Origin of the sequence: Ekhidna sp. (assembly GCF_040220215.1) — a bacterium.
Classification (GTDB): Bacteria; Bacteroidota; Bacteroidia; order Cytophagales; family Cyclobacteriaceae; genus Ekhidna.
Genome location: NZ_JAVJTR010000010.1, coordinates 54328 through 81247 on the forward strand (window position 1 = coordinate 54328; position 26920 = coordinate 81247).

The 26920-nt window shown below is 40.5% G+C and carries 27 protein-coding genes; 5 read left to right on the forward strand and 22 right to left on the reverse strand.

From position 1 onward, the window contains the following. Positions 1-66 precede the first annotated feature (66 nt). On the reverse strand, positions 67-918 hold the full coding sequence (locus RIC88_RS03330; RefSeq protein ID WP_350216051.1) for a CPBP family intramembrane glutamic endopeptidase: 852 nt from the start codon (positions 916-918) through the stop codon (positions 67-69). Continuing rightward, complete coding sequence (locus tag RIC88_RS03335) at positions 911-2611, reverse strand: serine hydrolase domain-containing protein (RefSeq protein ID WP_350216052.1); 1701 nt, start codon at positions 2609-2611, stop codon at positions 911-913. Before RIC88_RS03335 ends, RIC88_RS03330 begins: the two co-directional genes overlap by 8 nt. Positions 2612-2815: 204 nt before the next feature. On the opposite strand from RIC88_RS03335, the gene RIC88_RS03340 reads away from it, so the two are divergent. After that, positions 2816-3850, forward strand: a complete 1035-nt coding sequence (locus tag RIC88_RS03340) for a sensor histidine kinase (protein ID WP_350216053.1) — start codon at positions 2816-2818, stop codon at positions 3848-3850. Positions 3851-3855: 5 nt separating this feature from the next. Continuing rightward, positions 3856-4542, forward strand: coding sequence for a LytR/AlgR family response regulator transcription factor (locus RIC88_RS03345; protein ID WP_350216054.1), 687 nt, complete (start codon positions 3856-3858; stop codon positions 4540-4542). Here RIC88_RS03345 and RIC88_RS03350 read toward each other — a convergent pair. The 5 genes from RIC88_RS03350 to RIC88_RS03370 all read right to left on the reverse strand — a co-directional run bounded on the left by RIC88_RS03350 (position 4534) and on the right by RIC88_RS03370 (position 9103). Continuing rightward, positions 4534-4749 (reverse strand): YgaP family membrane protein, encoded by a 216-nt coding sequence (locus RIC88_RS03350; protein ID WP_350216055.1) that lies wholly within the window; start codon positions 4747-4749, stop codon positions 4534-4536. The genes RIC88_RS03345 and RIC88_RS03350 overlap by 9 nt on opposite strands. A gap of 171 nt (positions 4750-4920) precedes the next feature. Next, entirely contained in the window at positions 4921-6660 is a 1740-nt protein-coding gene (locus tag RIC88_RS03355; protein ID WP_350216056.1) for an ABC transporter ATP-binding protein, read from the reverse strand. A 40-nt stretch (positions 6661-6700) separates the two neighbouring features. Next, positions 6701-8101, reverse strand: a complete 1401-nt coding sequence (locus RIC88_RS03360; RefSeq protein ID WP_350216057.1) for a pyridoxal phosphate-dependent decarboxylase family protein — start codon at positions 8099-8101, stop codon at positions 6701-6703. Next, on the reverse strand, positions 8098-8790 hold the full coding sequence (locus tag RIC88_RS03365; RefSeq protein ID WP_350216058.1) for a Dph6-related ATP pyrophosphatase: 693 nt from the start codon (positions 8788-8790) through the stop codon (positions 8098-8100). Before RIC88_RS03365 ends, RIC88_RS03360 begins: the two co-directional genes overlap by 4 nt. Beyond that, positions 8780-9103 carry a TraR/DksA C4-type zinc finger protein gene (locus tag RIC88_RS03370; protein ID WP_350216059.1) on the reverse strand — a complete coding sequence of 108 codons (324 nt, stop codon included), beginning with the start codon at positions 9101-9103 and terminating at the stop codon, positions 8780-8782. Before RIC88_RS03370 ends, RIC88_RS03365 begins: the two co-directional genes overlap by 11 nt. A 95-nt stretch (positions 9104-9198) precedes the next feature. Here RIC88_RS03370 and RIC88_RS03375 point away from each other — a divergent pair, with 95 nt between their 5' ends. Further along, positions 9199-9984: a hypothetical protein gene (locus RIC88_RS03375; protein ID WP_350216060.1), complete on the forward strand. Its 786-nt coding sequence runs from the start codon at positions 9199-9201 to the stop codon at positions 9982-9984. Positions 9985-10034: 50 nt separating this feature from the next. On the opposite strand, the gene RIC88_RS03380 is transcribed toward RIC88_RS03375, so the two are convergent. The 9 genes from RIC88_RS03380 to RIC88_RS03420 form a co-directional block, all read right to left on the reverse strand. Then, positions 10035-10367: a cupin domain-containing protein gene (locus RIC88_RS03380; protein ID WP_350216061.1), complete on the reverse strand. Its 333-nt coding sequence runs from the start codon at positions 10365-10367 to the stop codon at positions 10035-10037. Continuing rightward, on the reverse strand, positions 10364-10822 hold the full coding sequence (locus RIC88_RS03385; RefSeq protein ID WP_350216062.1) for a YybH family protein: 459 nt from the start codon (positions 10820-10822) through the stop codon (positions 10364-10366). Before RIC88_RS03385 ends, RIC88_RS03380 begins: the two co-directional genes overlap by 4 nt. Further along, positions 10819-11169, reverse strand: a complete 351-nt coding sequence (locus RIC88_RS03390; RefSeq protein WP_350216063.1) for a hypothetical protein — start codon at positions 11167-11169, stop codon at positions 10819-10821. The genes RIC88_RS03385 and RIC88_RS03390 overlap by 4 nt, the downstream gene beginning before the upstream one ends. Before the next feature lie 23 nt (positions 11170-11192). Then, positions 11193-13409, reverse strand: a complete 2217-nt coding sequence (locus tag RIC88_RS03395) for a DUF5916 domain-containing protein (RefSeq protein WP_350216064.1) — start codon at positions 13407-13409, stop codon at positions 11193-11195. Positions 13410-13483: 74 nt separating this feature from the next. After that, complete coding sequence (locus tag RIC88_RS03400; RefSeq protein WP_350216065.1) at positions 13484-14080, reverse strand: 3'-5' exonuclease; 597 nt, start codon at positions 14078-14080, stop codon at positions 13484-13486. Next, the gene (gene nhaC, locus RIC88_RS03405; protein ID WP_350216066.1) at positions 14073-15563 is read right to left on the reverse strand and encodes a Na+/H+ antiporter NhaC; all 1491 of its coding nucleotides are present in this window, start codon (positions 15561-15563) and stop codon (positions 14073-14075) included. Before nhaC ends, RIC88_RS03400 begins: the two co-directional genes overlap by 8 nt. A gap of 90 nt (positions 15564-15653) precedes the next feature. Continuing rightward, complete coding sequence (locus RIC88_RS03410) at positions 15654-16220, reverse strand: YkgJ family cysteine cluster protein (protein ID WP_350216067.1); 567 nt, start codon at positions 16218-16220, stop codon at positions 15654-15656. A gap of 49 nt (positions 16221-16269) precedes the next feature. Then, positions 16270-17586 (reverse strand): ABC1 kinase family protein, encoded by a 1317-nt coding sequence (locus RIC88_RS03415; RefSeq protein WP_350216068.1) that lies wholly within the window; start codon positions 17584-17586, stop codon positions 16270-16272. Then, the gene (locus tag RIC88_RS03420; RefSeq protein ID WP_350216069.1) at positions 17586-18242 is read right to left on the reverse strand and encodes a hypothetical protein; all 657 of its coding nucleotides are present in this window, start codon (positions 18240-18242) and stop codon (positions 17586-17588) included. Before RIC88_RS03420 ends, RIC88_RS03415 begins: the two co-directional genes overlap by 1 nt. 138 nt (positions 18243-18380) lie before the next feature. On the opposite strand from RIC88_RS03420, the gene RIC88_RS03425 reads away from it, so the two are divergent. Beyond that, the gene (locus tag RIC88_RS03425; RefSeq protein ID WP_350216070.1) at positions 18381-20174 is read left to right on the forward strand and encodes an ATP-binding protein; all 1794 of its coding nucleotides are present in this window, start codon (positions 18381-18383) and stop codon (positions 20172-20174) included. Here RIC88_RS03425 and RIC88_RS03430 read toward each other — a convergent pair. The 4 genes from RIC88_RS03430 to RIC88_RS03445 all read right to left on the reverse strand — a co-directional run bounded on the left by RIC88_RS03430 (position 20164) and on the right by RIC88_RS03445 (position 23464). Next, positions 20164-21285 carry an NAD(P)/FAD-dependent oxidoreductase gene (locus RIC88_RS03430; protein ID WP_350216071.1) on the reverse strand — a complete coding sequence of 374 codons (1122 nt, stop codon included), beginning with the start codon at positions 21283-21285 and terminating at the stop codon, positions 20164-20166. The genes RIC88_RS03425 and RIC88_RS03430 overlap by 11 nt on opposite strands. Before the next feature lie 125 nt (positions 21286-21410). After that, the gene (locus tag RIC88_RS03435) at positions 21411-21620 is read right to left on the reverse strand and encodes a hypothetical protein (RefSeq protein ID WP_350216072.1); all 210 of its coding nucleotides are present in this window, start codon (positions 21618-21620) and stop codon (positions 21411-21413) included. Beyond that, positions 21610-21816: a hypothetical protein gene (locus RIC88_RS03440; RefSeq protein ID WP_350216073.1), complete on the reverse strand. Its 207-nt coding sequence runs from the start codon at positions 21814-21816 to the stop codon at positions 21610-21612. The genes RIC88_RS03435 and RIC88_RS03440 overlap by 11 nt, the downstream gene beginning before the upstream one ends. Positions 21817-21853: 37 nt before the next feature. Continuing rightward, entirely contained in the window at positions 21854-23464 is a 1611-nt protein-coding gene (locus tag RIC88_RS03445; RefSeq protein ID WP_350216074.1) for a VRR-NUC domain-containing protein, read from the reverse strand. 78 nt (positions 23465-23542) lie between these two features. Here RIC88_RS03445 and RIC88_RS03450 point away from each other — a divergent pair, with 78 nt between their 5' ends. Then, the gene (locus RIC88_RS03450) at positions 23543-24265 is read left to right on the forward strand and encodes a tetratricopeptide repeat protein (RefSeq protein ID WP_350216075.1); all 723 of its coding nucleotides are present in this window, start codon (positions 23543-23545) and stop codon (positions 24263-24265) included. A gap of 137 nt (positions 24266-24402) precedes the next feature. Here RIC88_RS03450 and RIC88_RS03455 read toward each other — a convergent pair whose 3' ends face one another. After that, positions 24403-24978, reverse strand: a complete 576-nt coding sequence (locus RIC88_RS03455; RefSeq protein ID WP_350216076.1) for a hypothetical protein — start codon at positions 24976-24978, stop codon at positions 24403-24405. A gap of 98 nt (positions 24979-25076) precedes the next feature. After that, positions 25077-26918, reverse strand: coding sequence for a PLP-dependent aminotransferase family protein (locus RIC88_RS03460; RefSeq protein WP_350216077.1), 1842 nt, complete (start codon positions 26916-26918; stop codon positions 25077-25079). Between the last annotated feature and the right edge of the window lie 2 nt (positions 26919-26920).

Genomic DNA, 26920 nt, shown 5'->3' on the forward strand with positions numbered 1-26920 from the left:
CGGAGTGAAGAATCTATCCTTTAAACATGTAATCGCTTCGAAATAAAAACAAAGAGGTGACCTCCGTCACCTCCTTTTAACCCAAACTACTAATGTAGCGACTACCCAAAGTCCGGTCCATATCACATCGTTCAATGGCCGGTTCATGGTTTCTTCTACTAATCCAACATTGGAAATCTCTGCGCTGATATTGACGGCTCCATGGAAGATCACCGGCACCCATATTACTCGTTGCTTATTGAAAGCCACACCGAAAGCAATCGAGAATAAGATGGTTACCATCGGCATCAGCACGATTCCTCCAAGTATCGGATAATCAGGATAATTATGCCCCAACAGAATACCTGGCAGGTGCCACCAACCCCAGATTACACCGATCATCACGAATCCAAATAATGAGTTGGTGGATGCCCATTCTTTCTGCAGGTATCCTCTCCAGCCAAACTCTTCGCCTAATGCAATGAACAGGCTGTATAAAAGCATGCCCACAAAATAGGAAAGGATGAAATTGGGAATGAATACGTACCACGGCTGTGCAGATGCGCCTAATAGCATCGCCATACCCTTCAAAGCTACCTTACCATCTTCCATGCTGATAAATCCTTCACGCAACTGAGCTGCTCCTGTCAGCACACTGAGTATAATCGTCAGTATCTCGATCGTAAATGGAATGAATGCGGCTAGTAGAATCCATTTCCATCCTTTCAAGGGATTCCACACCAGGTTGCTAAAAAGTCCTTCTTTATGTACTAAGCGTAGGATGATAGCGGCTAATCCGGGCATCCACATCAAGAGGAGTGTCCAGTTGGAACCGGCATCTCCATCAGAAATGATGAAGAAGTAGGGGATAGTAGACAGGACGATGGTAAGTCCTACAAACTGCCATCCTTTGTTACTGAGTTGTTTTAGCTTATTCATTGATCTTTAGTTCGTTTCCAAATGCTTTGATTGTACCATCCTTATAGATGATGGATTGTCCTCCGTATCGTCCCAGTCCGGCTACTTTCGCTCGGTCATCACTTATGAAATCCATCACCATTTCGATGTTCTGGCCATCTTCTGTGGTTTTGAATGAGAAGACCAATAAATCATCTTTTTCAGCAATGCTGAAGTCACCAAAGAATGGAATTTCTCCTGGTAGGGGATTGATGATTTCATAGTCTCCTGTTCTTGATTTCCATGCTTCCGGTATTTCTTGCTTTTCAAATCGAGCGGCAATAAGCTCTTTAGGATTACCTTCTTCCAGGCTGGTCATGAGCGGGTAGCCGTCCACTTCCTCAAACATCACTCGCTGATCCCCCAACCTAATAGGGATGAGATGCAGGAGAATTACTTTCGGAATGAATTGGTTGTTTTCCACTGGAATCAATTCCAATCGCAAGCCTTGCAGTTTCATAAACAGCTTTTTGTTTTTACGATAAACATCGATGTAAGCACCGGGAGCAGCGTAAATGCCTGTATATTGATCAAGTTCGTTCGGAGATACTTTTATTCGTTCTTTAGATCCTAATTCTTCTAAAGCTTCATTTTCTACTTTCGGTAGTCCCTTATTTTCAGCCACCTTATCAATGATGTTGTGAACTTCTTTGTACACACTTCTACCTCTGGCAGAATTGGTCAAAATGATAACACCTACATCCGCTTTAGGAGAGAACGCCATCGCTGCATTGAAGTAAAGTGTGGTTCCCGTATGGTAGTAAATATCTCCGGCATGTGGACGACTGGTCATGCTCCACCCCAACGCGTATCGATCACCAAAATCCAATGGAGTGCCTTTGTGCTGCTGCTCCAAAATTTGCTGATAGGTATCGGGCTTTAATAAATCTTGAGATTGACTCAGGAATGCCTCAAGGAATTTAGAAAGGTCTTTAGTTGAGGTAAACAATCCTCCGGCCGGGACGTCTCTTAGGTTCACATCTGATTGGTTTTTTCCTTTTCCGTTGTAGGTTTTACTAGCTTTTTCAAGTGCGTTGAATTCGGTGTTATTCATTCCTAGTGGGTGAAGAATATTGGCCTTGATATATTCAGGATACTCCATACCGCTCACTTCTGAAATCATATGCCCGAGTAGGGTATAGCCGGGATTGGAATAAGCACGAATCTGATTGGGTGTTCCGGCCATATATTCATCGTTGATATAATTGACCAGGCATTTGTAGTCTTCTGGTTGCTCGCTGAACATTCCCTTGAAGATGTCAGAAGGTAAGCCGGAGTGATGGGTCATCACATTTCTAGGTGTGACTCCACCGCTGTTATCCTGCATCTGGAAAGAAGGCAGGTATTGACTTAGCGGATTGTCAATGTCAAGCTTATCATGCTCAGCTAGTTGCATTACAGCTGCAGAGGTCAATACTTTGGTTACTGAGCCAATCCCAAAGATGGTTTCATCGGTGACGGGCTTTTCATTTTCGGCATCTTCATATCCAAAGTTGTCGATCCAAAGAATACCTTCAGATGAAACAACAGCAACTGTGGCGCCCACCACTTTGCTTTTTTTCATGGTTTTGGTGATGCGCTCTTTAAATTCTGAGCGAACAGTTTCTAAATCAGATTGTGCCTTTAGTATTATCTGTGAAGCAATGAGCAATAAGAATAGGATTGATTTTGTCATCGTTTTTATGAGTTTAATCCAAGGTTCGGTTGAATTTCTTGCTCTATAAAATGAGATACACCAGCCTTCATGTTTTGGTGATGAGAATTGGTAAGAAATTGATGAATGGGTTCGTGTAGTATTTCTATGTGTTCATCAAGTATGATGATGCGCTGATCAACCTAGGACTATTCAGAAGTCGATTCCGTTTATTTTTGGGTCGAAATGAAAGAAATCAAACCGTTTGAGTGGCTGATCCATGGGATTGTGATTGTGTTGGGATTGTTGCTCCTCAACTATCCGGCATTTGACCTGACGTTTGGTGTCTTCAATTCCGGGGATGGCTCATTGCTTTGGCCTTCGTTGATAGGCATGATTTTCAACCTGGTATTGTTTTATGGTATCACCTTCTATTTGATCCCAGTCACATTAAAACGGGGCACGGGAATATTTATCATCCGTCTGATCGTTCTATACGCATTTGTTTCTTCGGTTGAGGTGTTGATTGATTCTGCTTTTTATCGATCTGATGGAAGCGCTATAGATAGTGACATTTGGTCAGAACTGGTTTTAATGGTGGTTTTCACTCATACGCTGGTTACGATTATGGCTTTTGCCTATCGGTTTTCGAAAGACTGGTTTGCCAATGAACGCACCAAAAGTAAGATCAGTGAGCATCAGCTTCGTTCCGAGCTGGATGTGTTGAAAAGTCAAATCAATCCGCATTTTTTATTCAATGCGCTGAACAACCTCTATTCCATGTCGCTGCAATCGGGAGATGAAAAAACCGCAGAAGGGATCAGTGTATTGTCTGAAATGATGCGCTACGTCTTTGATAAAACAGGGGAGGATAAGGTCGCGCTACAGGAAGAGGTTCAATACATCAGCGATTACATTTATCTGCAACAGCTTCGCTTCAATAAGCAGGTAAAGGTCAAATTCGATCATCCTGAGTCGGTTTCAAATTTCCACATTGCTCCGATGCTATTGATCCCATTTGTGGAAAATGCATTTAAATATGGTGTTTCCAATCATGCCAAAACCACGATTGAGATACGAATTGCATTTGAGGAGGGTCATTTTGTATTTGAAGTAAAGAATCAAAAGGCTGAGCGAACCGAAACGATCCCTTCAAGTGGGGTAGGATTGGATAACGTGAAAAAGCGATTGAACCTCATTTACAGTGATAAACACTCATTAAGTGTGAACGAAAGCGATGACTTATTTCGGGTTAGATTAGTTATTTTGAATTCATTATGAGGTGTGTGGCCATAGATGATGAAGTACATGCGCTCAAGGTCATTGAGTTGCATGCCGAGAAGGTGGAGAAGCTGGAAATGGTTGCGACGTTTACCGACCCGGTACAGGCGGCTGACTTTCTGGAAAAGAATCGGGTGGATTTGATCTTTCTGGATATCAATATGCAGAGCCTGAATGGGTTTGAATTGTTGGAATCTCTAACACACAAACCTCAGGTCATTTTCACGACTGCTTACAGCGATTACGCAGTAAAAAGCTACTCAGTAGATGCGCTGGATTACCTGATGAAGCCGATATCCTTTAGTCGATTTCTGAAAGCAGTGAATAAAGCTGACACAATTGAAAAGCGTGTAGAATCTGCACCTGCTGCTCAAACAATAAAGCAGGGAAAAGTGATTTCTGTCAAAAGCGGCACAATCATTCATCGGATTGATTTGGATACCCTTTTATATCTGGAAGCAGATGGCAACTACACCAAGTTCGTAACTGATAAAGAATCCATCATGGTCTTGTGCACGATGAAAGATGCACTTTCCAAAGTGGACGAGCGATTCATTCAAACGCATCGTTCCTATGCTGTAGCCACTTCAAAAGTGAATAAAGTAGAGGCACATCAACTACGGATAGGTGACAAGACTATTCCGATAGGATCATCATATCGAAAGGAAGTCTTAGAGAAATTTTCAAATTAATCTCTTCTGTGTCTTACAGGTTTTAATACCAAACGGAGCATATAACGGGCAGAAACTGATAAAGCTGGTAAGCACAAATACGCCAGCCAATATGATCAATACTAAGCCTAATGTGTCTGTGATTACATTAGTGAAGTAGAGGTATGCCATAATCGCGGCAAGTATTACTCTAATAATCCGATCCACTGATCCCATGTTCTTTTTCATCTCATTGATGTTTAGTTAGATAAAAATTCTATGATCAGGGTAATGCCATAAACGATAGTGACGCATAAAATGCATACACCGATAAGTTTTGCAATTTTCTCCCTGTTCACAATTCAAACGTAGACAGGAAATGCATTTAAAAATCTGATTTATGTCAGGTCAGAAGCTAATTTAAATCCTGCTTTGATACGTATATAGATCGAAGTAGCGTCCTTCTTTAGCAATCAGCTCATCGTGTGTACCACGCTCGACAATCTGCCCATCTTCGATGACCAGAATCTGATCTGCTTTCTTAATAGTGCTTAATCGGTGGGCAATAACAAACGTGGTTCGGTCTTTCATCAGGCTATCTAAACTCTTCTGAATGTACGTTTCACTTTCGGTATCCAGGTTGGAAGTCGCCTCATCCAGGATTATGACTTTTGGATTAGCTAACAATGCTCGTGCAATGGAGATACGCTGTTTTTGTCCACCGGAAAGTTTCACTCCTCGTTCGCCAATTACGGTATCCAGTCCATCCTCAAATCGATCGGTGAATTCATTGACATAAGCACCTTTCACCGCATCCAGCAATTCAGCTTCAGTTGCATCAGGTCGCGGGAAAAGGATGTTTTCACGGATGGTGCCTTCAAAGAGAAAGTCATCCTGAAGCACAACCCCCAGGTGCTTTCGATAACTCGAAAGGTTCACTTTGGTGATGTCATGCCCGTCAATGGAAACGATTCCTTTCTTAGCGCTTAAAAATGTCGCTGCAAGACTTGCGGTGGTTGATTTACCTGAGCCTGAGCTACCCACCAATGCTGTCACAGAACCCGGAGGGGCCTGGAAGGAAATGTTTCTTAAAACCTCTTTTCCTTCTTCATAGGCAAAAGACACGTCAATGAATTTGATATCTCCTTTCACTTCGTCCAGCATAATCGGACGATCATCTGTCATATCTTCCGGGTCCATTTTCATGATTTCCTCGGTGCGGTCCAGCCCGGCAAAAGCTTCAGTCAACTGACTGCCAATGTTGCTCATCTGTACAATAGGGGCAATCATGAAAGCCAAAAGTGAAATGAAAGAGATCAACTCACCGGATGTCAGTTCATTCTCAATCATAAAGTATCCACCCATAGCCAGGATGCCCGCGCTGGCAAATCCAATCAGAAATGTACCGGAACTGGTCACCACCGCTGTGGCAGTAAGACTTGATTTTACATTTTCATAGAGTCGTCTGGCACCATCCTCAAATGTTTTGTTTTCAGATTCCTCTGCATTAAATCCTTTGATGACTCGTACACCATTCAATGTTTCCGTTAACCTGCCTGTCACCTCAGCATTGAGTTTTCCACGTTCACGGAAAATCGGTCGTATCCTTCCGAATGCTTTCAATGCAATTACAGCGAATAACCCAACAGGTACTAGAGTAAAAACCGTCATAGAAGGGCTGATGTTGATGAGGAGGATCAGGGCCAAAACAGAAGTAATCGTACCTCCAATGAGTTGAACCAGGCCTGTACCCACCAAGTTTCTTACTCCTTCAACATCCGTCATGATGCGAGATACCAATGAGCCGGACTTGTTATTGTCGAAAAAGTTGATGGGCAATGAAAGGATCTTCTTCTGCACTTTCACACGGAGTTCAGAGATCAAAAACTGAGCTTCAACGCTAAGTATGCGAGTGAGCAGGAAGGAAGAGACGGCTTGAATTGCTAATGAGATCACAATCACAATCACAATAAGCTTAAGCATTGCAAAATCCTTGTTGGGGACGGCATCATCCAGAAGGTATTTGGTAGCTACCGGTAAAACTAATCCTGCAGGTCTGCTTATAACGATCAGTAATAATCCGATTAAGATGGTTTTTCTTCTTGGCCAGATGATATTTCTGACAGCCCAGGCGAAGGTGACATTTTTATTTTTGCTCATCGAAATGCTAAACCTGAGAATTTGAAAATTGGTTCTTTCTTCATGCAGAAACTAGATGTTGAAATGTTTCTTTTATCACATTGATCATATAATCCACATCTTTGGTAGTCCTTTCCGGATTTCCATAATACACCCTCAGGTGTGTTTTCCCTTGAAGTTTGGTGCCTGTTATAAATATTTTCCCCTTAGATTCAATGGTTCTAATTGCATGAATATTAATGCGTTCATTTTCAGCATCTTCCATGGATGAATCATTAAAGCGAAAACAAAGGATGGATAAATCATGGTTAGGATCAATGTGAAAATCAGGCGCCAGCCTATCCGCCAAATATTGTATCATGTCAATGTCATGTTTTATAAAATTGGTCAGTTGAGTAGCCCCATGATATTTCAAAGTGAACCATACTTTTAGTGCACGAAACTCTTTAGATAGCTCAATGGTATGATTAGATGATTCCCATCTCTCACCGGGGTTTTCTGTGAATAAATAATCAGGAGAAAAATGGATGGCTTCCGGTATTTCTTTTAGAAGCACACAACTGGCTTCAAATGGAACATACATCCATTTGTGTGGATTCATGATAATTGAATCGGCATGTTCAACCCCTTCAAAACGAGAGTAAAATTCTGGTAATCTGATAGCCGGCAATCCGTAGGCCCCATCTACATGATACCATAGATCATATTTTTTAGCAATTTTAGCTAGTTGATTTAATGGATCAATTGTTCCAGTATTTGTAGTTCCGGCATTGCCAATGATCATCAGTGGCACATTGCTGATTTTAAGATCATCATTTATGGCTTTTTCAAGTGCTGCAATTCCGATTTGATACTGAGCATTTGTCTGAATTTTACGCAATTGATTTCTTCCTAATCCAAGAAAGACCATGGCACGATCAATACTGGAATGTGTTTGGTCTGAGCAGTAAATGGTGAATTTGGATGCTCCATAAAACCCCTCCATTTCGCGATTAGGAAATCGTTTGGCAAGTGCAAAGTGGAGCGACATGAAATTGGACATGGAACCACCGGAAGTGAGCACACCTTTGTTATGGTTTGGAACCAGGCAGAATTCAGCAATCCATTTGATTACCAGTTGCTCCAACTCAGAGGTAATTGGTGAATTATTCCATTTTAGCCCATTCTGGTTATAAAACGCTTTTATAAATTCAGCAACAGCACCAATCTTGTTTCCACTGCCAGTGATGTAAGCACCAAAATTTGGGCTTGTGTTATAGTTGAGCCCTGGAAGAATCTCATGTTCGAAATTCCTGAGAAGAGTGGAATAAGCTGAAGGGTTTTGAGGCAAATCCTTGGCGAGCAGATTTTTAATCTCTTGTGGATCGTTCGTTTTAAGAACATTTTTTGGATTATCAAATCCATTTCTCCGGATCATATTCCACGTCTGCTCCAGATAGTCTTTAAGCTGGTTTTCTTTCATATTGTTATTAAATCAATGAACCAAAAGTCAACTTCACCATCACCTTCCGGATTCGGGTAAGAGCGTTTTACTTTTTCTCCTAATCGAAAATCAATGGGTTTACCAAAGATCGGCCCATCATAGCAAAATGTGTGAAACTCACCATTTTCACCACAGGGGTCAATGTCTTTAGGTAGGTCTTTCAAAAATGAATGATCGATTTCTCGTCCAAGGAAGTCCGGCCCCATCACCTCGTTTACACAAACAATTACTGCCTTAAAGCCATGATTTATAAATTCATGGATCAATTCTTTCGTATCACGTTTCCAGATAGGAAACAGGGGTTGAAATCCAAGACGATTCATCTGGTTTATCCGATAATCACGCAAGTCTTCCAGAAATATATCTCCGAATGCCGTATGGGCTATTCCCTTGTTACTGATCATGTGCATTGATGACTGCATCATTGCTTCATATTCATCAATGGTTGCTGATGTAGATAACTTCATGAATGAATAGGGTAGACCTATGGAATCAAGCTGTTTCTTCAATAATTCAATGGGAGTTCCGTGCATGGTCACTCTATTCAGATCTTTGTTGATGGTGGTGATCAGATGTTCAATTTTATAAGCAGGGTCATTAAGTAAATAATGTAGTGCAAGCGCTGAGTCCTTGCCTGAACTCCAGAAAAATGCTGTTTTATACTGCACAGTGGACACATTTATTACTTTCAGGCATCAACAATATTCTTCCAATTGGTATTTGTTGTTTGCACTTGATACACAGGCCAAAATCGACCTTACCAACGTTATCTAAGGCTTGATGAAGTTTGGAAAGTTTACCCTCAGCTTGTCTAAGTGCTGATTCGGTAATGCTTTTGTTATTTATGGCATCCATCCTTGAGATTCGCCCGATAGAATTATCAAGAGTTACAGGCTTAGATTGAGCTTTGTATTCCTGTATCAGCAGTGTGGTCTTGCTGATTTCTTCCTCGATTTTTTTCCTTATTTCGTCGACTTCCATGCCCGAAAGTATTTAAAAATATTTGCAGGATCAGTAATCTCTATAATTTTGGATTTTAAGAAGATTACTTTATAATATAAAAAGAACTAATTTGTATGAAACACCTTAAAAAACTCACACTGCTTTTAGCAGTTATTTCACTTTTATTTAGCGTTTCTTGTAGCAAGGACGATGGCGATGAGGACATAAACATTGATCTAAAAAATGTTACTTTTCCTTTCACATCTGCAAAACAACCAATCAATCAAACAATCATCAATAACTTAAACAATTCTGGTGATCAAAATGGATTGTTAATTTCTTCTCAGCTTTCCACAGTCAATTTCATGACCATTTGGCTGAGCCTTTTTGAGCACCCTACCGGAGCTACAGAGACGAACACACCTATTTCAGCTTGTGGAGGAAGTGCTTTGGTTTATACTTTCACAGCAAGTGATGATGGCCAGAGTTTCACAATGGCGTATCAGATATGCGAAACAACTGATAAATACATCTTCCAGATTTTTGTTTCCGTCAATGGCAATGCAATGGAGGAATTCATTTATGCTGAAGAGTCAAAAGCAGATTTACTTGAGGGTTATATGGAAATTTATGCTGGAAGCTTTGGCGAAGTTGAAGAAGATTCTAATTCTGATGTGTATTTAAAATATACATGGAAAGAAGCAGCAGATGGGTCAATTGTTTACACTGCTGCCGATTCAGAAAACCAATTTCTACTTACTATAGATATGGAAGAGGACCATTCTGGCTCGCTATCTCTTAAAGAGGATGGCCTGCTAACATATGAAGCTACATGGAATGCCACAGGAACAGCTGGAACATATGCTTATTATGATAGTGAAGGTAATGTTACTGATAGTGGTAACTGGCCATCTAACTAATTCGAGACATATCTTGAAATTAAAAGCGGTTCAAAAACAGGACCGCTTTTTTATTGACTTGTAGAAAGATAATCTTCCCGAACAGGTGCAAATACATCCATGAGTTGACAGTCTGTAATTGCTATTCCCGAATGAAGAACATGGGATGGGATTACTGCAACATCACCTGGTTTTAATCGCTTCGTTTCACCGTCCACGGTGAGTTCATATTCTCCTTTCAGCACATTAGCAACCTGCTCATGTTCATGTGAATGTTCCGGTAGAGGACTTCCTTTCTTCACATCCCAATAAGCAAAGGTCATACGTTCCGAGTGCACAAATCTTACCGTATATCCGGGGAGAATCTCCTTTGGGTCGATTTGATCTATTTTTCTAAATATCATTTTAGTTGGGTCCATGTTCTTGAAATAATCTTCCATGAACCACTTTGATCTTTCCGATATACAGTGGTCGCATGTGATGTTGATTCCCTGCTCATTGAGAAATCACCTTTTGCGTAGGTGAAATTTAAGACTCCTTTTTCAAGGGAGTAGGCCATGGAATCTGTTCCTCTTAAATCAATTAACTCCACTTCATAGGAATGAATGACAGTTTTAGAACTATCATTGGGAAACCAATAGTCTTCAATGGCTTCCAGTCCATTAATTGGCGCCATTCCATCTGGGATGATGGTTGCATCCTTTGCAAAAAGTCCGAGCACTGTTTCACTATCACCAGCGAGCCATCCGCTCACATATGACTTCCTGATTTCGTTGATATTTGATTCCACAAAACCACTTTTATCGCTACTACATGCAGTGGCCAGGGTTAAGATCAAAAGAGGTAGAAGTAACTTCACTTTTTCTTGGTCGGTTTTGGTTTTAGGGTTTTGGCAAATTCTTGACTCTTATGCATATACGCAGCAAGCTCTTTGGTGTTTTTCAAAACTTCGTCAGGAACATGGACATAGCCTCTCATAGTCGCACCATAGGAGATCGCCGGCCCTGCATTGTACCTATCCATAAACTCTTGTTTGTCCTCTTCGGAAAGTCGTATAGCTACATACCCTTCTTTTGTAACGAAGGAATACATATTCCCATTCATAGAAGTATAGGGCATGTTTTTACCTTTTTGTTCGAGTCCAACAGTAGCTAATAAATCTGAATATAGCTTAAACGTTTCTTCAGATGCCAGACTTTTAGCCATGTTGTTTATGTATTGGTTTTTACCTACAAGTTAATCCAATACGTCATTTTTAATATCAAAGCATGATTTTTCCTTCTTAGACCTATATCGGAAAATTGCTCCGTTCCATAATTGTCTGTGTAAACAATGAAAAGGTCGGAAACTGGTGCAAATCGCCATTGAAACCTTGAGTTGATATTAATATTATCTATTTGACTATTGTACTGGATGAAATTGGTGAAGAAAATCGACTTGGTAAGAGTAAGATCAAACCTGGGGCCTAAAAGCCATAAATCCGCATCATTAAAATCTGCAGGGAGCCTGATTCGATTGTAGACAACATTCACATTGATGTCCAATATTGGCTGAAAACGGTACCCCAGGTTAGCACCCAAACTTTGTCGATTACCATTGAAGTATTCACCCAGATAACCATTTATTTGGTAATTGAATAGTTTTCTTTGGTCTGAAATGTATGAGAAATTAAAGTTATGATAGGTATAGCCGGTCATTGCTTCAAGCTCCCTTCCATCCGTTTGTGTTGGGTCAAAGGGATCAATTAAGAAAGTATGATTTTGTTCTATTGAGGCACTCATCCTACCAGTGTTGGATAACCCGGAATTCATATTTATTGCATATTTATGGTCGGTTTTTTGTCCATCAACAGTCCAGATATACTCAGTTTCAACTTTCAGTTCTATAGAATTAATAAACCCCTTGGAAGGAAAGAAGTTTCTTCCGAAATCCGGATTGATACGGAAAATACCAGGCCTTGGGACGAACCCGACTTCAGCATTATGATTTTCCCCTACATAAACATGCGCCCAACTCCCTATCCACTTTTTTGACGAATATCCAATGAATCCTGTGTGAGATCCTTGTTTAGGTTTAGTCCCACTTTCATCAAATGAGTGATGATACATCACTTTACCATTCCACCTTCCATTACTGGAAGCTATATTATAGTCTATACCAGCCAGCCTGTTCCAGCCGCCATACGGGGTTGTATCATTTTCAGCATAGCTCTCAAAAGCCTGTTTATTTACGAATATTGCTCCGATATTTGATCTACCAAAAATCTTTCTTTGGATTGCTCCAACTGTATAATTTATACCCGGCAGGTTGATTGCTTCATCTTCTGCTGCCTGCATATTGAGAATACCAATACGCCAATTGTTATCTAATTTACCGCTTAGTCTTGCACCAGCATAAATTTGATTTTGAATATTTTGACCAGTTGACTCATCTCTGGCAATACCAATTCTTCTGGAAAAAAATGGTCTGGAGTAGAATGGATGACCAAAACTTTCAAACAGGTCAGCATTTTCCAGAAAGAATTGTCTTCTCTCAGGGAAAAAGAGCTCAAATCGATTCAGGTCAGTCACTTGCTGATCCAATTCTACCTGGGAAAAGTCAGGATTAAAAGTCAGGTCAAGATTGAGTGATGGACTTACTGCGATTTTGGCGTCACCACCATAGGAAAAGTCATTGATGCGATCAGGATCAATCGCTTCATTATTTTGCTGGGTGCTTGCTGAAACGTAAGGAATTAGTGAAATATTAGGGCCTGATTTCTCGAGCGGTTTATCCCAAACCAATTCTTTCATGAAGGCCAAGGACAGAATAAGGAAGTTTCTTGGGATGTGCGTCCAGGTGGATCGCTCGCCCTGTTCTGTATCAATTCTGTAGAAATTGATGTTCCATCGGTCATTTCCAGGTTTAAACCTTAATGTCTTGAATGGAATAGCAGCCTCAGCGACCCAAAATCCGGGGTATTGTTTTGCCTCAGCCAGCCACTTGTTGTCCCATGAAAGTGCCAGGTCATCGCCCCGGACCCCACCATTGCTAATTAAACCTTCGCGCTGAACACCAAATGGATTAATACCAAACTGAAAGGCATTGGTGTTATCTTGAAATGGGTCAATTTCAATTGTAATACCGTCGAAATTTCCTCGATAGTCTCTTCGTAATGACGGTACCGCATATTCCCTATCCTCTGTCAGATTATACATTTTAGCGCTAACGTATAGATAGATTTCGTCATAGGTCATTCGAATTTCTACTGTCGACTCAGCAGCAGTTGAATCGCTAGGAAAATATTGTTTGAAGTTCTTGATAACTTGAACATTGCCCCACACTTCTTCATCAATAATACCATCTATTTTAATAGGTTGATCTGTTGAAAAAATGTGATATGCGTCTTCCTGAGCCTGTAAAAAAATAGGCAAGAAAAGATGTAATAGCCAATAAACTCTCTTCATGAGCGGCAAATGTATTTGGCCAACTCAATTTTTGACTTATACTTTTTGATGAGTGGAATATTGAGTTGATATACCTATGCCTTTAGGTATCCTTGATTTTTCAATTTTTGGTAAATAGCCAGACAAATCCAGGCGTCAGTAGCAGCATACTTTTGTTGCTGTGGAGAGAGTATCTCTGCTTCCCAGTTTGAAACCTGTTGATTTTTGGAAATTCTTGACTCCAGAAAAACAGCTGCCAACTTCTTCACACCCATGTGCTTAACCCCCAGTTCACGAACCACATCATTGAGATCTGTGAAGTTTTTCGGTTTGAATTTTCGTGCACGATTTAAATCTTTTAAGTCATCGTCAATACTGATTCCTAATTTGAGGATTGACGAATCCGACATGAAGTCAAAAAGGGAAGCTGGATACCCCATGTTGTTTAGTCTGAATAGGTAGGCATCATCCATAGTGGAAAGCTGCACCATGGCTGTATGGTTGTACTCACCTTTGTTGAAGGTTGGTTTCTTCTCTGTGTCAAAACCCAGCACATCAAATTTGCGAAGCTCGTTTACAGCTTTTACACAATCCTCTTCTGTATCCAGCACATGAATTTCTCCCTCGAATGCAAGCAGCGGTAGCGCACGCATGTCTTCTTTGGTGATATGCTCAGCGAATTGATTATTCACCTTTTCCGTTGAGTTTCTTGATCTTGTATCCGGTATACGCTACCAGAATTGTCATAAAAGGGCTTATGATATTGAAGAAACAATACATAAAATATGTTCCGGTGGCTACACCCAATACGCTTGCATGATAAGCTCCACAGGTGTTCCAGGGTATCAATACCGATGTAACAGTACCGGAATCTTCCAGTGTACGGCTTAGGTTCTCAGGGGCCAGTCCTTTCTTTCTGTAGGTATCTGCATACATTCTACCGGGCACAACCAAAGCGAGGTATTGATCTGATGCTGTTCCATTAAAAAATATACAGGTGCCGACTGTAGATGTGACGAGTGAACCTGTTGAATTTACTTTAGATATAATCGCGGATGCAATTCTTTTCAACATTCCAGCACCTTCCATCACTCCACCAAAAATCATTGCAGAAATAATTAACCAAATAGTGCCAAGCATTCCCGCCATTCCCGATGCACTTAATAGGCCTTGATCATCTAATACAGCATTACCTGTTGTAAATGAAATGTCACCAAACATGGCTTGCATGGTTCCAATAAATCCATTGGTCGTAGCTGGAGAGATACCAAAGAATTCATCGTAGAGTTTTCCATCAAAGCTGGCCGTAGCTGCAACCTGTGCCACTAGATCGGGCTGAAAGATGAGTGCGAAGACCGCACCCAGCAAGGTTCCAATTAGTAACGCCGGGAGGGCTGGCATTTTTTTAACGATTAGCACGACTACAACAACAGGAACAATGAATAACCACCCGTTGATATTAAAAGCTCCATCAATGGCTGAGAGAATTGCCTCTTTGCCTTCAATCGCACCGTCAGCTGAATTGGAAAGTCCTATAACCAGGAAAATTGCAAGTGACAGTAAAATTGATGGAACGGTGGTAATGGTCATATATCTGATATGGGTGAAAAGATCCGTTCCAGCCATTGCAGGGGCAAGGTTAGTGGTATCAGACAGTGGGGACATTTTATCGCCGAAGTATGCACCTGAAAGTATAGCGCCGGCCACTAGTCCTTCAGAAATACCAAGTGCCTGACCAATTCCAATCAGCGCAATCCCGACCGTTGCTGCGGTAGTCCAGGAGCTACCGGTTGCTACCGACACAATGGAACATACAATACATGCAGCTACTAAAAATATGGTAGGGTTTAAAATCAGAAGTCCGTAATAGATCATGGCGGGGACCACACCGCTAAGCATCCAGGTTCCTGCAAGTGAACCGATGAGAAGTAAAATAAGTATTGAGGCCATTGCTGAACTGATGCTTTTTACAACGCCATCTTGAATGTCTTCCCACTTGTACCCAATTCGGATGGCCACTATGGCAGCCACTCCGGCTGAAAGTATCAGTACAATTTGATTAGATCCTCCAAGTGCCTCGCTACCAAAGATTCCTACGTTTACCACAAGTAGGAGAATAAGAAAAATAATAGGGATTAAGGATTCGAATAAAGTGGGTTCTCGTTTTGTTGCCATTCTAGGTTAGTTCTCCAACTCTCGAAAATAGGTGTTTTAAGGGTATTTGAGATAACCATAAGTGAATAAATCCTAAATCGCTCTTTCTTTTTATCCGGTCAGCCTTGGATGACGATACGCATAATATGCCAGGACTACTTTGATAGCCTCTGTAATTGCCTTGTTGATAGGCATTAGATTCTGACCAAGCTCAGTGTCTATGGAACGAAGCTGCTGATAGTAATTGCTTATAATAGGTGTGGGTTTTCTTTCTTTGATGTGCTGATTTGCTCTTTGAACATCTTCAGGAAACTCACCTTTGATGGTTTTACAGGTTACCAACTGTGGAGCTCGGTTTTTCCCAAGCATGGCTGAAAACCCAAACAATCGACAAATCATTCCACGGTATGCATAGTTACCACAGAATCCACCATTGGTTCCTCCAATCAAAGTGTTTAAACTCACGCAGACTTTACGATTTTCCTGTGAGCTTTTTTCAAGCCACTCATGTGCGCTTCCTGTTTTATAGAGATGATAAGCCAGCGGTAAAAATTCCAATGGACTAGCTGCAATATCTGGCTTCAGACAGCACAAGCCACATGCGTCTTTGCATTTAAGCGAAGTAGCTTGCTGAAAGGTGGCTACATCCTTCTCCAGGTGACGAAAAACTTTTTCCACCGCCTGGACTTTTCGGTACAGGGTCATAAAAAACTGCGCGAAGATATAGCTAGGACGCCACTTTAAGAAAATCAATTTTTGAGCAGTCTACCTTTGCCTTTAGCGAATGCAGAATGTTATACAAACCAAAGAATGTACGATTGAAATAAATAAAGTGACGAGAGCCACGAGCCTGCAATCGGCTCATGTCAGGATCTTTTGAAATGGCCTCACCTTTTTGATAGATTTCTGCAAAGTATTTATCATCACTGTAGTCGAAAACCCCTTGATTAAACGGTCTGGATAGCAGCGTTATCAAATCTTTGAACATGGAGGTTACAATTTTTACATCTTTTTCAGTATCAGTAGGCCTGATTATTTCTAATTCCTTGAAAAGTTGATCAACCCGATCTTCATCATTGAGTGTAGTGTGATTGGCAAGTTCAAAATAAGCCTGGTAAAAGTTGTCAGGAATATGTTTGATACATCCAAAATCTATTACCCCAAGCTTATTTTTATCATCAATGATAAAATTACCGGGGTGTGGATCGGCATGCATCATGCGCAATTCATGCATTTGATGCATATAGAAGTCCCAAAGTATCTGTCCAAGTTGATCCCGGTCTTCTTGCTTTTGCTCCCGTTTCATCCATGCTCCAATTGGCTCTCCCTCGAGCCAACTCATGGTTAAAATTTGTGAAGCCGAGAGCTCCGGATAGTAAGTTGGGAAAAACACCCCGCGTAGATTGCTACACTTCTCTGCAAAATCCATCGATTGACGTAATTCTAGCCCATAATCAGCTTCTTCGAGAAGCTTTCCTTCTACCTCCTGCAAATAGGGGTCAATTTCCTTTCCTTTTACTTTCATAAGCTTCAAGGCAAATGGCTTTGCAAGCCTAAGGTCGCTTTTGATGCTATCAGCCACCCCGGGATACTGCACTTTTACGGCCAACTGCTTTCCATGCAGCTCAGCCTTATGTACCTGTCCCATGGATGCTGCGTTGCTGGCGTTTTTACCAAAGGAGTCAAAAATTTCGTTTGGGTCTTTCCCTAGATTTTCTTTAAATGTTTTTTTGACCAAAGGATAGGAAAGTGGTGGGGCGCTATACTGCGCCATTGCGAACTTATCCGAATATGCTTTAGGCAAAACGTTTTGATCCATGCTGAGAAGCTGTGCCATTTTTAATGCACTGCCTTTTAGTTCACTGAGTGAATCATAAATATCGCGTGCATTGTCACTGTCCAGCTCCTCCTTATTCAGCTTACCTTTGATAGCAGCCTTACTATATGCTTTCACATAATTAGCACCAACTTTAGCACCTGTGGTTACGAACTTGCTGGCTCTTTTAACCTTTCCAATAGGAATTCGATCGAGTTCTTTTGACATTATGCAGTGGCTTTTGAAAACCCCATTTTTTGAAGAAAAAATTTACTTAAATCAATGATGGAATCCAGCGCAGGTAATTCCCCAACATCAAACGCTGTTCTTGTACTTTTTTCAATGAATGCGTCAGTGTCTTTTGCATCACCTGAGTCATCTCTAACCCAAAATAGAATCATAGCTATGGTGTGTGACCAGAGCACTTTTTTATAAGCGCTTTGACTTGACTTTTGTGCTTTTTCAGGTAGAAATTCAAATGTTTTAGCCCAATGTATCTCCGATTGAGTAATGATTTTCTGAGTCTGGATTAGCTCTGACGGTAATTCATGAGGCTTTTTATTCTCCAGTTTGTAAAGGATGAAAGACCGATCGGGCTTGATGATTTCAAGTATGGTATAAAGAAATGAGAGATGCTTTTCCCGGGAATTCATTTCTTCAAAATCAGGATCATTTAGAACAACTTTCAATGTTTTGTGATAGTAATCATCCCAGATTGATGCTTCAATGTTTTTCAAAGAACCGTAATGCTTAAAGAAATCCTCATCACTTATTTTGAGGTATTTAGTGAAAATACGTACCGTCTCCGGGGTTTTACCCTCCTCAAGCACATAATCTTGAAATCCTTTTTGAATAGTAACTCTGGTAATTGATTTTTTGGCCATGACATTTCTTTTTCTTAAAGTGATAAACAACCAAGTAAGAGCAATGGTTTTAATTATTTGAATTTATTTATCGGGTTGATTAATATTAACCATTATAAGCAAATTTTTCAATAGCTTCAAATTGATCATCTTTAAATTATGCACCGCCTTTTAGTATTCTTATTATTAAATAGTTTTTTCTTTCACACGTCATTAGCGACCGATCCATCACCACAGAAAGTGAGGAAACTGGAAGTGGTTTGGTTTACTTCTACTCCGTTCATTTATGAGGATGAGAATGGAAATATATCCGGTATTGAGCCCGAAATGTTTAAGCTCTTTGCTGATTATATGGGGAACATGCGAGGAGAACCAATCGATTTAGTTTTTACAAAAGCTAAAGATTTCAGTGATATCCTGGATGCTGTAAGAAAAAATGACAACCCGAATATCGTTGGAGCCTCGGCCCTTTCGATCACAAAGGACAGGAAGAGTTATGCGCAGTTTACTAACTCTTATTTACCTGATGTAACCGTTCTGGTTTCAAGTGAGGGAACACCTATTGTTCATTCCACCAAGGAAAAAATTGAAATGATGGAATCCTTAAAAGCAGTAACCATCAAAGGAACTAAGTATGAAACTCTTTTGAATAATCTGAAACAGGAAACCGGAGTTGATTTTATGGTTATTTATTTAAGTAGTGATTTGAATATTCTGGACGGTGTGATGGAAACCAATGATCGATTTGGTTTCATTGATCTTCCAATCTATTTAATGCTTATTCGGAATGGGGGGGAAGTGACCAGACAAAATTTCTTTACTACTCAGGGAGATGGCTATGCATTTATCCTACCAAATAATAGCAGTTGGAAAGAGGATTTAGATGAATTTTTATCTGACCCAAGCTCCCAGGCAGCTATTTCTAAAATCATCTCAAAGTACCTGGGCAGGGAATTATACGAATTTATTGACAATTTATACGGATCAGAGTTGAGCACTTCTATTCTTACCAAAGAAAAGGAAATGCAACTTGAGATGATCAAAAATGTAAACCTTAGACTTGAGCAGGAACAAGCGGTTCGGAGGATTTTAATTATTAGCATCGGGGTTGCACTACTCCTACTATTCGCTATTGCCTACCTCTTTTTCAGAAATCAAAAAACCACAAATCTATTACTTGGCCAAAAAGAGCAAATCGAAGATCAGCAACAGGATATTCGCCAAAAGAATGAGCAGCTAATGAACAGAAACGCTCAGTTGGTAGCCTTAAATGAGGAGAAAAACAATTTGGTAAAAATATTAGCGCATGATATTCGATCCCCACTGGGGCAGATCATTATGGTGATGGATATTGTGAATCAAGGCATGAAAGAGAAGCTTTCTGAAACTGAAGTGAAGATGCTTTCTCAGGTTACTCCGAGTGCTGAACGAATTAATAAAATGGTCAACAAAATATTGGATGTTGATAGTCTGGAAGAAAACCGAATAAAGGTTTTGCAGGAGCGCGTAGATGTAAGAGATATTATGCGAGATGTTTCACAAAGGTATAGGCCTATTGCTGCGAAGAAAAACATTGACTTAACTGTAGAACTTTGCGAAAATCACTACATGATCCGCACGGATCACTTGCTTTTGCTCCTGGTTTTAGAGAACCTGATCTCTAATGCAGTGAAATTCTCCGATCCAGAGACCACCGTAGAGTTGAAAGCTGAATGTACGTACGACAGTGTTTTATTTAAGGTCTCTGATGAAGGCCCGGGTTTTTCGGAGGAGGACAAGAAGAAAATTTTCAACAAATTTCAAAAGCTTAGCGCACAGCCTACGGCGGGAGAGGTTTCTACCGGACTGGGGTTGTCCATTGTAAAAAAGTATGTTCAGGACCTGGGTGGAAAGGTTTGGGTTGAATCTGATCTAGGAAAAGGCAGTACTTTTTTTGTAAAGCTTACTGTATAGGGTTCAAAACCAATTCAGCCACCTCTTCACCCACGAGACTTCCGATGGCTACACCCATCCCTCCAAGCCGAACGCCGATGGCTATTCGATCAGATACTTTTTGGACTATTGGGGCTTTGTTTTGTCCAAACGCCATGATGCCGGTCCACTCCATTTCTATTTCATAAGACTGGTTTGGCAAAATGATATTTTCAATATCCGAGAGCAGCTTTTTTCGGATCTTATCATTGATCCCAAATTCGGTTGTTTTTTCTTCTTCAAGTGCAAGGTTTCGACCACCACCAAAGAGCAGTTTTCCGTAGTAATCCCGGAAGTAATAGTATCCTTCTTCATAGTGAAAGGTACCTTCAAACGGAAGCTTTTTTTCAGGTATTACACTCATGACAATACCTCGTCCGGGGACAATATCAAGCTCCCCTTTGAGAAGTTGACTGGTAAAGGCGTTGGTACATACTCCTACCTTTTCAGCAAAAAAACTAACATCTCCACAAGAGATGGCAACTCCATTTTCTTCTTCTGTGATACTGCTTACTTTGCACCCGGTATGAATTTGTACCCCTAATTCAGCACAGTATTTCCAAAGTGTGGAAATCAACCTACCGGTATCCAGTTGACCTTCCAGATGGTTTTCAATTAAATGATGTGTTTGACCTAAACCAAACGTCTCGATTTTAGAATCAGCCAGTTTAAATACATCTTCCTGAAAGAATGGATTGAGCAACTGATTGACATCATCAATTTTATCTACAATTTCGGAATCCTCTTCAAAAATCAGTTCATACCCACTTTTGACCTGAATGTCTATCGCACTTCTGCCCAGTCGCTGGCAGGTTTTTTGGAGGCCATCCCACCTTTTTTCTACCAGGCTCACCATGCCTTCAGGACCTAGCGCATCAATATCATTTAGGAGTTCAGACACACTACCAAAGCAGGCAAACCCTGCATTCTTCGTACTGGCGCCTGTGGGCAGCACACCTCTTTCCAGCACGGTTACTTTCAAATCAGGAGACAGCTCTTTTAGTGTCGCAGCAGCTGATAGTCCGGTAATGCCGGCACCCACAATTACTACATCGGGTGATAGAAATGATTGTTTTTCCCAAAGGCTATGCAAAATGATTGTTTATTTAATCTTATTCAAGAGTGATAGAAGTTCCTTTTTCGTGAGTGATTCTTGTTGTGATTTATCAAAAATGCTAAGTAGAAATAATTGCTTTCCATCAAAATAAAAGTGTGTAATTACTCTAGCTCCTCCGGATTTTCCTTTCCTTTTGAGGAGATTGCAAGTCGTATTTTAAAGCAATCATTTCCAAGTGAGGTTCCGTGTGTTGGGTTAATTCTTAACTTCGCTATCAATTCTGCAAAATCACTTTTAAGTGATTTATGTTTTTTTGAAAGCTTTTTAATCTCTTTTTGGAATCGAGGAGTTGCTATTATCTCAAAGCTCATCTAACAACTCTTGGATTGGAATTCCTTTTAGCTTTCCGGACTTCATTTGATTCAATTCGTCTACTGATTCTTCTATAGCTTCAACAAGCTCATCTTTTTCAGAATCAAGTGGCTTAGCTTTTACAAACTTCAAGTTTTTAAGCAATTCCATCACGAAATCAACTTTATTGTCCTGTATTTCTAATAGTACTTTCATATTTCAATATCAGAATTATCAAAGTTACGATTTTTGTTTAAACATAGTTGACCCTCAGAACTTCTACTTTGATTTTTGAAGAGGACAGAAAGTCCAACCAAAATAGCTGCTGAGCTGAGAGCTGATCATTCGGGGACTTTACTTCATAAAATTGATAGTCATCCTTCTGCCATAGAAATAAATCCGGAAACCCGGCGCTGTTTTCTTTCATGATTTTCGACATTTCAAGCAATACCTTTTTCAACCCTTTAAGCGGCAGCTTTTCAATCATCATCTCAAGTGTGGAAAGCAAGGATTCATGCCAGTAGACAAAGCGATTGGCTATTCCGTACTTTTCATCGTGAATACTTTTAATGTGATTAATGAACTGCTTTCTGGTTTTCAACTTATTCAATTGATCATTTAGTAACTCCTGTCTGGATTCAAAAAAAACAGTATCATTCAAATCGGAAGGTTGCCGTTGAAGCGGGTGGTGAAATGAGCCATGATTTTCATCGAAGATAATTGACCAGAACGCCAAGCCAAAAAGCCCTCTCCATAGAAAGTTCTCTGAATGCATACCGTCCCATCCATTTTCAATGAAGTAATCCAGAACAGCATCTTCTACTTTGCCCGTTGGTCTTGATATGCTGATCTGCGGTGCATTTTTAAGACGTTCTGTCATACTGCGGTTAATCCGAATGCCTTTCCTCTTTAGAAAGTCATTGGCAAATGTGAGCTCTGATGCATTGGCAGGATTTTCAGCCATTTGATTGGCAATACTTATGGCTTCTTCCTTTTGCCCGAGTTTATCCAATAGCCGTGCTCTTCGTTCTTTTGATGGGGACTTGTCGGTGAAGGAATAGTAGTGGAGGGCTTGTTCAGGTTGCTGAATTTGTTCAAAATAGTATGCGATTTTGAGCAGTAATTTCTCAGCTGATTTGGCAGAACGAGGGTAGGAGAGCCAGGTTTCCCACGGCATCTCTTCCAGATAGTCTTCCAGTGGCAGGCCGGCCTCCTGAATCTCATAAATCATTCTCCTTAGTTGCGAAATGTGCATTACTGAAAGTGCTTCCTCCCGAGATTGAAACCAGGGCTTGAACTTGGTTTCATCCAGCTTTTCAATTTTTACATTCCCTACATCCCTCACAACAAAATCCGTCATTCGCCCACCTCTGTGGCCAAAGAAAAGAAGCTTAATAAAATCAACTTCTTCGTTTTTAAGCACCTGGGCTATTTCCTCTGATTCATGAAGTACAGGGACATCAACCTCGGTGAGTTCTGTGAGAATTTCTTCTTTCTTTTGGCTTGGACGTAAGAAGTCATAAATAGATATGAGCTCCTGTTTGGTGAAAAGACGAAACTGATTCACCTCTGCACTCTCGTTGACCCGGATAAAGCCATGATGTAATAGCTCTTCTTTTGCTTCATGTACGTCAGGAATTTCCGCATAAGAAATTTTACTTAGTCTGAAATAGTCACCCCGTCTGTTGTGGAACCGCAGGTAAAGGCATTGTGCGGGTTCGGACAAGTCTCTGAATGTCTGGTAGAATAAATGCTCGGGTTGATCCAAAATGTGATCATATTGCCGCTCTACAAACTCCAGGACATAATTGAAATAGTCTAAATAGTACTTTTCAGGTAATATGATTGGATCATTCTTAGGCATTTACAACTCGAGCATCTTTATGGGTTACAGAATTCGTTTAATTAGTATTATACTTATAGAAAACCGTCACTTTTCATCATGAAGCCTATTTTATTTGTATTATCCTTAATAACGGCATCAATGGTGTATACCCAAAGTTACGTTGATTCCGGTATTCGACACTTCAATCTGGGAGAGTATGATGAAGCGTTGGTTGATTTTGAAAGTGCTGAGGAGATTAAGTCCATGCTCACCGAGTCTGCTAAGGCTAAAATATATTTTTATACCGGTTTGATTTGGTTGAGCAAAGCTGAAAAATCCGGAGGGAATAGTTCAGAGCAGGATTTTTTGCAATTGGCCTATGACAATCTATCCACCGCAATGAGGTTAGATACAGATTGGGAGGAATCCGTCAATAAAGCATATAAACAGTTAAGCACTTTGCTCATGAATGAGGCGGACAGCTATATTAAATTGGAAAAGAAAGCGGATGGGGTGGATGAGAAGACTGCCATCCTGGATAAACGAATAGACAAGCTTATGCTTGTTGAGAAATTAGGGGTTTCTTCGCTTGTACATTTGTATCTAGGCCAAACCAATAAGCAGGCCGGAGACCTTATTTTCAATAGCACCACCAACGTGCTGGAAATGCAGAAAGCCAAGAAGTACTATGAAGAATCTTTGAAATATTATGAGCTGGCCCGATACGACGACCCATTTTCAAAAGAGATCATCGAAGACCTACTGACGATCTCCAAGCGACTCGGCGATGTAGATCGCATTGCTGAATATGAGAAGCTGATGAAACTTTCAGGCGGTTAATATCCCCCTCTGGAGCGGTTCGACGCTTCGAAGGTAGGGGGAGAAATTTTAATTTAGTAAAACTTTTTTATTAAGTAAGTCGACCGGAGGAATTGAACACTCGTTTCAAACGAGCGCGAGCTAGGCATAGTTTAAGATTAGAATGGAATAGGACTGTAGTTGTCAAAAGAGTAGAGTTCGTCTATTTCACCGTTTGACTTTATTCCTAGAGTTATAGTCCATCGATCATTAATTTCAAATGTCGTTATGAATACGGTATAAGGATGGGCAAGAAAGTCACCAGTTTTTCTGTCCTTAAAAGTGCCACTCAAGTCCAAAGCATGTATTGAATGTTCACGGACAACTTTTATCGATTTTAATTCGAACTTTTGAGATAGGAATTCAATTCCAATTATGTTAGCTAAGTCCTTATCAACGTAAACTCGATCGGATTTTTTGAAGATATTCTTTATTCTGCTGCCAATTGAAATCCACCCTTCGATCCCTTTATTAATCTTGTCTCCAAGTAGGAAAACAGTTGTTAAGCCATTCAAAATTGCCATAATTAAAATCCAATCAGCACCTGTTCCCAAGTTGGCAGGTTTTAGTTGGAATGATTTATCCAGTTCTCTTAGTTCTTTTTGAATATCCTCAAGTTCAGTTGACTCGATTTCGTCAATTTCGAAGTTCATTAGGTCTTCTGCTTTGTCTTTCGGTATAAATAGGAGGTTCATGGGGAGGTAATTATGGCCAACATATTTTATGTATCACACAAAAAGTGTGGTGGTATACGTCTTTCAAATATACCTGTTTTACGATTTAATCAAAGCAATCACATCTGCCCCACAAAATCCCTAAACACCTTCTTATGTAGTTCCAGATCTAAATCCGGAGAGACAGACACACGAGCAATGTAGTCTTTGTCAGACTCTTTGGTTGTTCCTTGTGTTGAGGTAGCCGGGATGGTCCAGTAGCATCCTTTTAGCTGTCCGTAGCTGACACAGTACTTGCTGTCATTAGGAATCTCACTGATCATCATAGTGATCAGCTTACTATTCAGCGCACGTTTGTAATCTTCTTTTTCTTGATCGGTGTTTCCTTTAGTAGGAAGATCCAATGAAAAAACAGAGGGGGTAAAGCCTTCATTGGCCAGCTCTTCGGAAACGAAATTGATTTTAGCTGCCGGTAACGTATCCTTGATGAAATTGACAAATTCACGAGTGTTTTTATATGCATCCACAATTCGCTGATTCATGGATGGCATTTGCTCTGCCAGAATTTCGAGTTGAAGATCGGTCGCTTCGTTATCACAGAGTTTTAGATGTTGGTCAACTCTATCCATCAACCCTTCTGCTTCTTTATTCGCTACGCAGTAGCCTGCTGTGCATTTGCCTCCGCTTGGAAATTTTGATCCACTCACATAAGAAATAGATCTGATGGTTGAGAGTATTCCTCCTTCTTTCAAGAATTGGATGTTAGGGCAGAATGTCTGATCCAGAATAAAAACAGGGTCAATAGCTACTTCACCGCTAGCAGTCTTTCGGGTCGCACTTAAAACTGCTTTAAGTTTTTCAAGATCCGGAACTTCCACCCGAGGGTTGGTTGGAATTTCTGCTATGATGTACGGAACGGCATCCACTTTTGCTACCTGATCCAATACCTGATCAATGCTTTGAACCATGTTATGATCACCGTCAACCAGTAGATCCAAAACCTCCACATTCTCTACGCAAGCAGCCACTCGTCGGGCCTGGTCGTTCGTTCCACCATAGCAGTTAGGAGGCACAATGATTTTGATGTCTTTTCCGGGATGCTGCTGCAGCGCATAGTCAATGAGTCCCATCATGATGGCGTATTGAATGGATAACCCACTTGAACCAATCACTGCTTTTGAATTGGTTCCGGTGACTTCTCGGATGGTATCCATGACATGGGTCTTGTCTTTCTCCACATTGCTTTTCTTCCGAGAAGAAGATTCTCCGGTCAACATTTGTAAGGCGGTGAAACAATTGGAAGGTGTCATCGCAATGGTCTCTCGTCTTCTTACATGCTGAATTTCAGAGATGTATGACTTGTTAGCTTCACCATTGACCAATAGGATACTTCCCAAATCAGGATGAACATTGATATGGAAATCAATAGCCGTGTTGAGATGAAACTCTCCTACATTATACTGGTGTGAAATAAATATAGTGCTTCCATCAAACTCAGAAACATCATCCTGACTCTCCACTTTCTTTAAATCAAACCGATAGCCATAAACACGCTTTACTACTTCCGCATTAAATGCATACGGCAATTCACCCGTGTATAAGATTTGGGTATTCTTTTTTTCGAAAAGGTTCTTTCGTAGAACTGCTAAAATGGGAGTGATCCTCGAAGAAAAACTGATGACATGATCCGGCTTAACATCATTCGCTTTAGCAATGGCCCATTCCAATACAGAAGACAGTGGATGTCCCAATCTGATGTAATCATAAGCGGTTGGTAGCTCACTTAGGGCTGAAGTATCCGAATTATTTGCTTTATATAAGTCTTCAAAGTGTGTTATAAATTCAGTTTTAGCTAAAGATTCATTGTAGATGTCAAGTCGGTGTGTGGTTAGTTTCAACCAGTCGGAGGGAACGTTCTCTAATACGTTTTTGATATAATTAAGCAGGTTATTTTCTTTCATAT

Coding starts and splice junctions, on each gene's coding strand:
- RIC88_RS03370 (WP_350216059.1), bottom strand. CDS start 9,103: ATGGAAGTCGACGAAATAAGGAAAAAAATCGAGGAAGAAATCAGCAAG.
- RIC88_RS03420 (WP_350216069.1), bottom strand. CDS start 18,242: ATGGCCAAAAAATCAATTACCAGAGTTACTATTCAAAAAGGATTTCAA.
- nhaC (WP_350216066.1), bottom strand. CDS start 15,563: ATGGCAACAAAACGAGAACCCACTTTATTCGAATCCTTAATCCCTATT.
- RIC88_RS03440 (WP_350216073.1), bottom strand. CDS start 21,816: ATGAAAGTACTATTAGAAATACAGGACAATAAAGTTGATTTCGTGATG.
- RIC88_RS03435 (WP_350216072.1), bottom strand. CDS start 21,620: ATGAGCTTTGAGATAATAGCAACTCCTCGATTCCAAAAAGAGATTAAA.
- RIC88_RS03415 (WP_350216068.1), bottom strand. CDS start 17,586: ATGTCAAAAGAACTCGATCGAATTCCTATTGGAAAGGTTAAAAGAGCC.
- RIC88_RS03375 (WP_350216060.1), top strand. CDS start 9,199: ATGAAACACCTTAAAAAACTCACACTGCTTTTAGCAGTTATTTCACTT.
- RIC88_RS03395 (WP_350216064.1), bottom strand. CDS start 13,409: ATGAAGAGAGTTTATTGGCTATTACATCTTTTCTTGCCTATTTTTTTA.
- RIC88_RS03355 (WP_350216056.1), bottom strand. CDS start 6,660: ATGAGCAAAAATAAAAATGTCACCTTCGCCTGGGCTGTCAGAAATATC.
- RIC88_RS03450 (WP_350216075.1), top strand. CDS start 23,543: ATGAAGCCTATTTTATTTGTATTATCCTTAATAACGGCATCAATGGTG.
- RIC88_RS03340 (WP_350216053.1), top strand. CDS start 2,816: ATGAAAGAAATCAAACCGTTTGAGTGGCTGATCCATGGGATTGTGATT.
- RIC88_RS03445 (WP_350216074.1), bottom strand. CDS start 23,464: ATGCCTAAGAATGATCCAATCATATTACCTGAAAAGTACTATTTAGAC.
- RIC88_RS03390 (WP_350216063.1), bottom strand. CDS start 11,169: ATGGCTAAAAGTCTGGCATCTGAAGAAACGTTTAAGCTATATTCAGAT.
- RIC88_RS03330 (WP_350216051.1), bottom strand. CDS start 918: ATGAATAAGCTAAAACAACTCAGTAACAAAGGATGGCAGTTTGTAGGA.
- RIC88_RS03350 (WP_350216055.1), bottom strand. CDS start 4,749: ATGAAAAAGAACATGGGATCAGTGGATCGGATTATTAGAGTAATACTT.
- RIC88_RS03335 (WP_350216052.1), bottom strand. CDS start 2,611: ATGACAAAATCAATCCTATTCTTATTGCTCATTGCTTCACAGATAATA.
- RIC88_RS03460 (WP_350216077.1), bottom strand. CDS start 26,918: ATGAAAGAAAATAACCTGCTTAATTATATCAAAAACGTATTAGAGAAC.
- RIC88_RS03380 (WP_350216061.1), bottom strand. CDS start 10,367: ATGATATTTAGAAAAATAGATCAAATCGACCCAAAGGAGATTCTCCCC.
- RIC88_RS03425 (WP_350216070.1), top strand. CDS start 18,381: ATGCACCGCCTTTTAGTATTCTTATTATTAAATAGTTTTTTCTTTCAC.
- RIC88_RS03360 (WP_350216057.1), bottom strand. CDS start 8,101: ATGAAAGAAAACCAGCTTAAAGACTATCTGGAGCAGACGTGGAATATG.
- RIC88_RS03455 (WP_350216076.1), bottom strand. CDS start 24,978: ATGAACCTCCTATTTATACCGAAAGACAAAGCAGAAGACCTAATGAAC.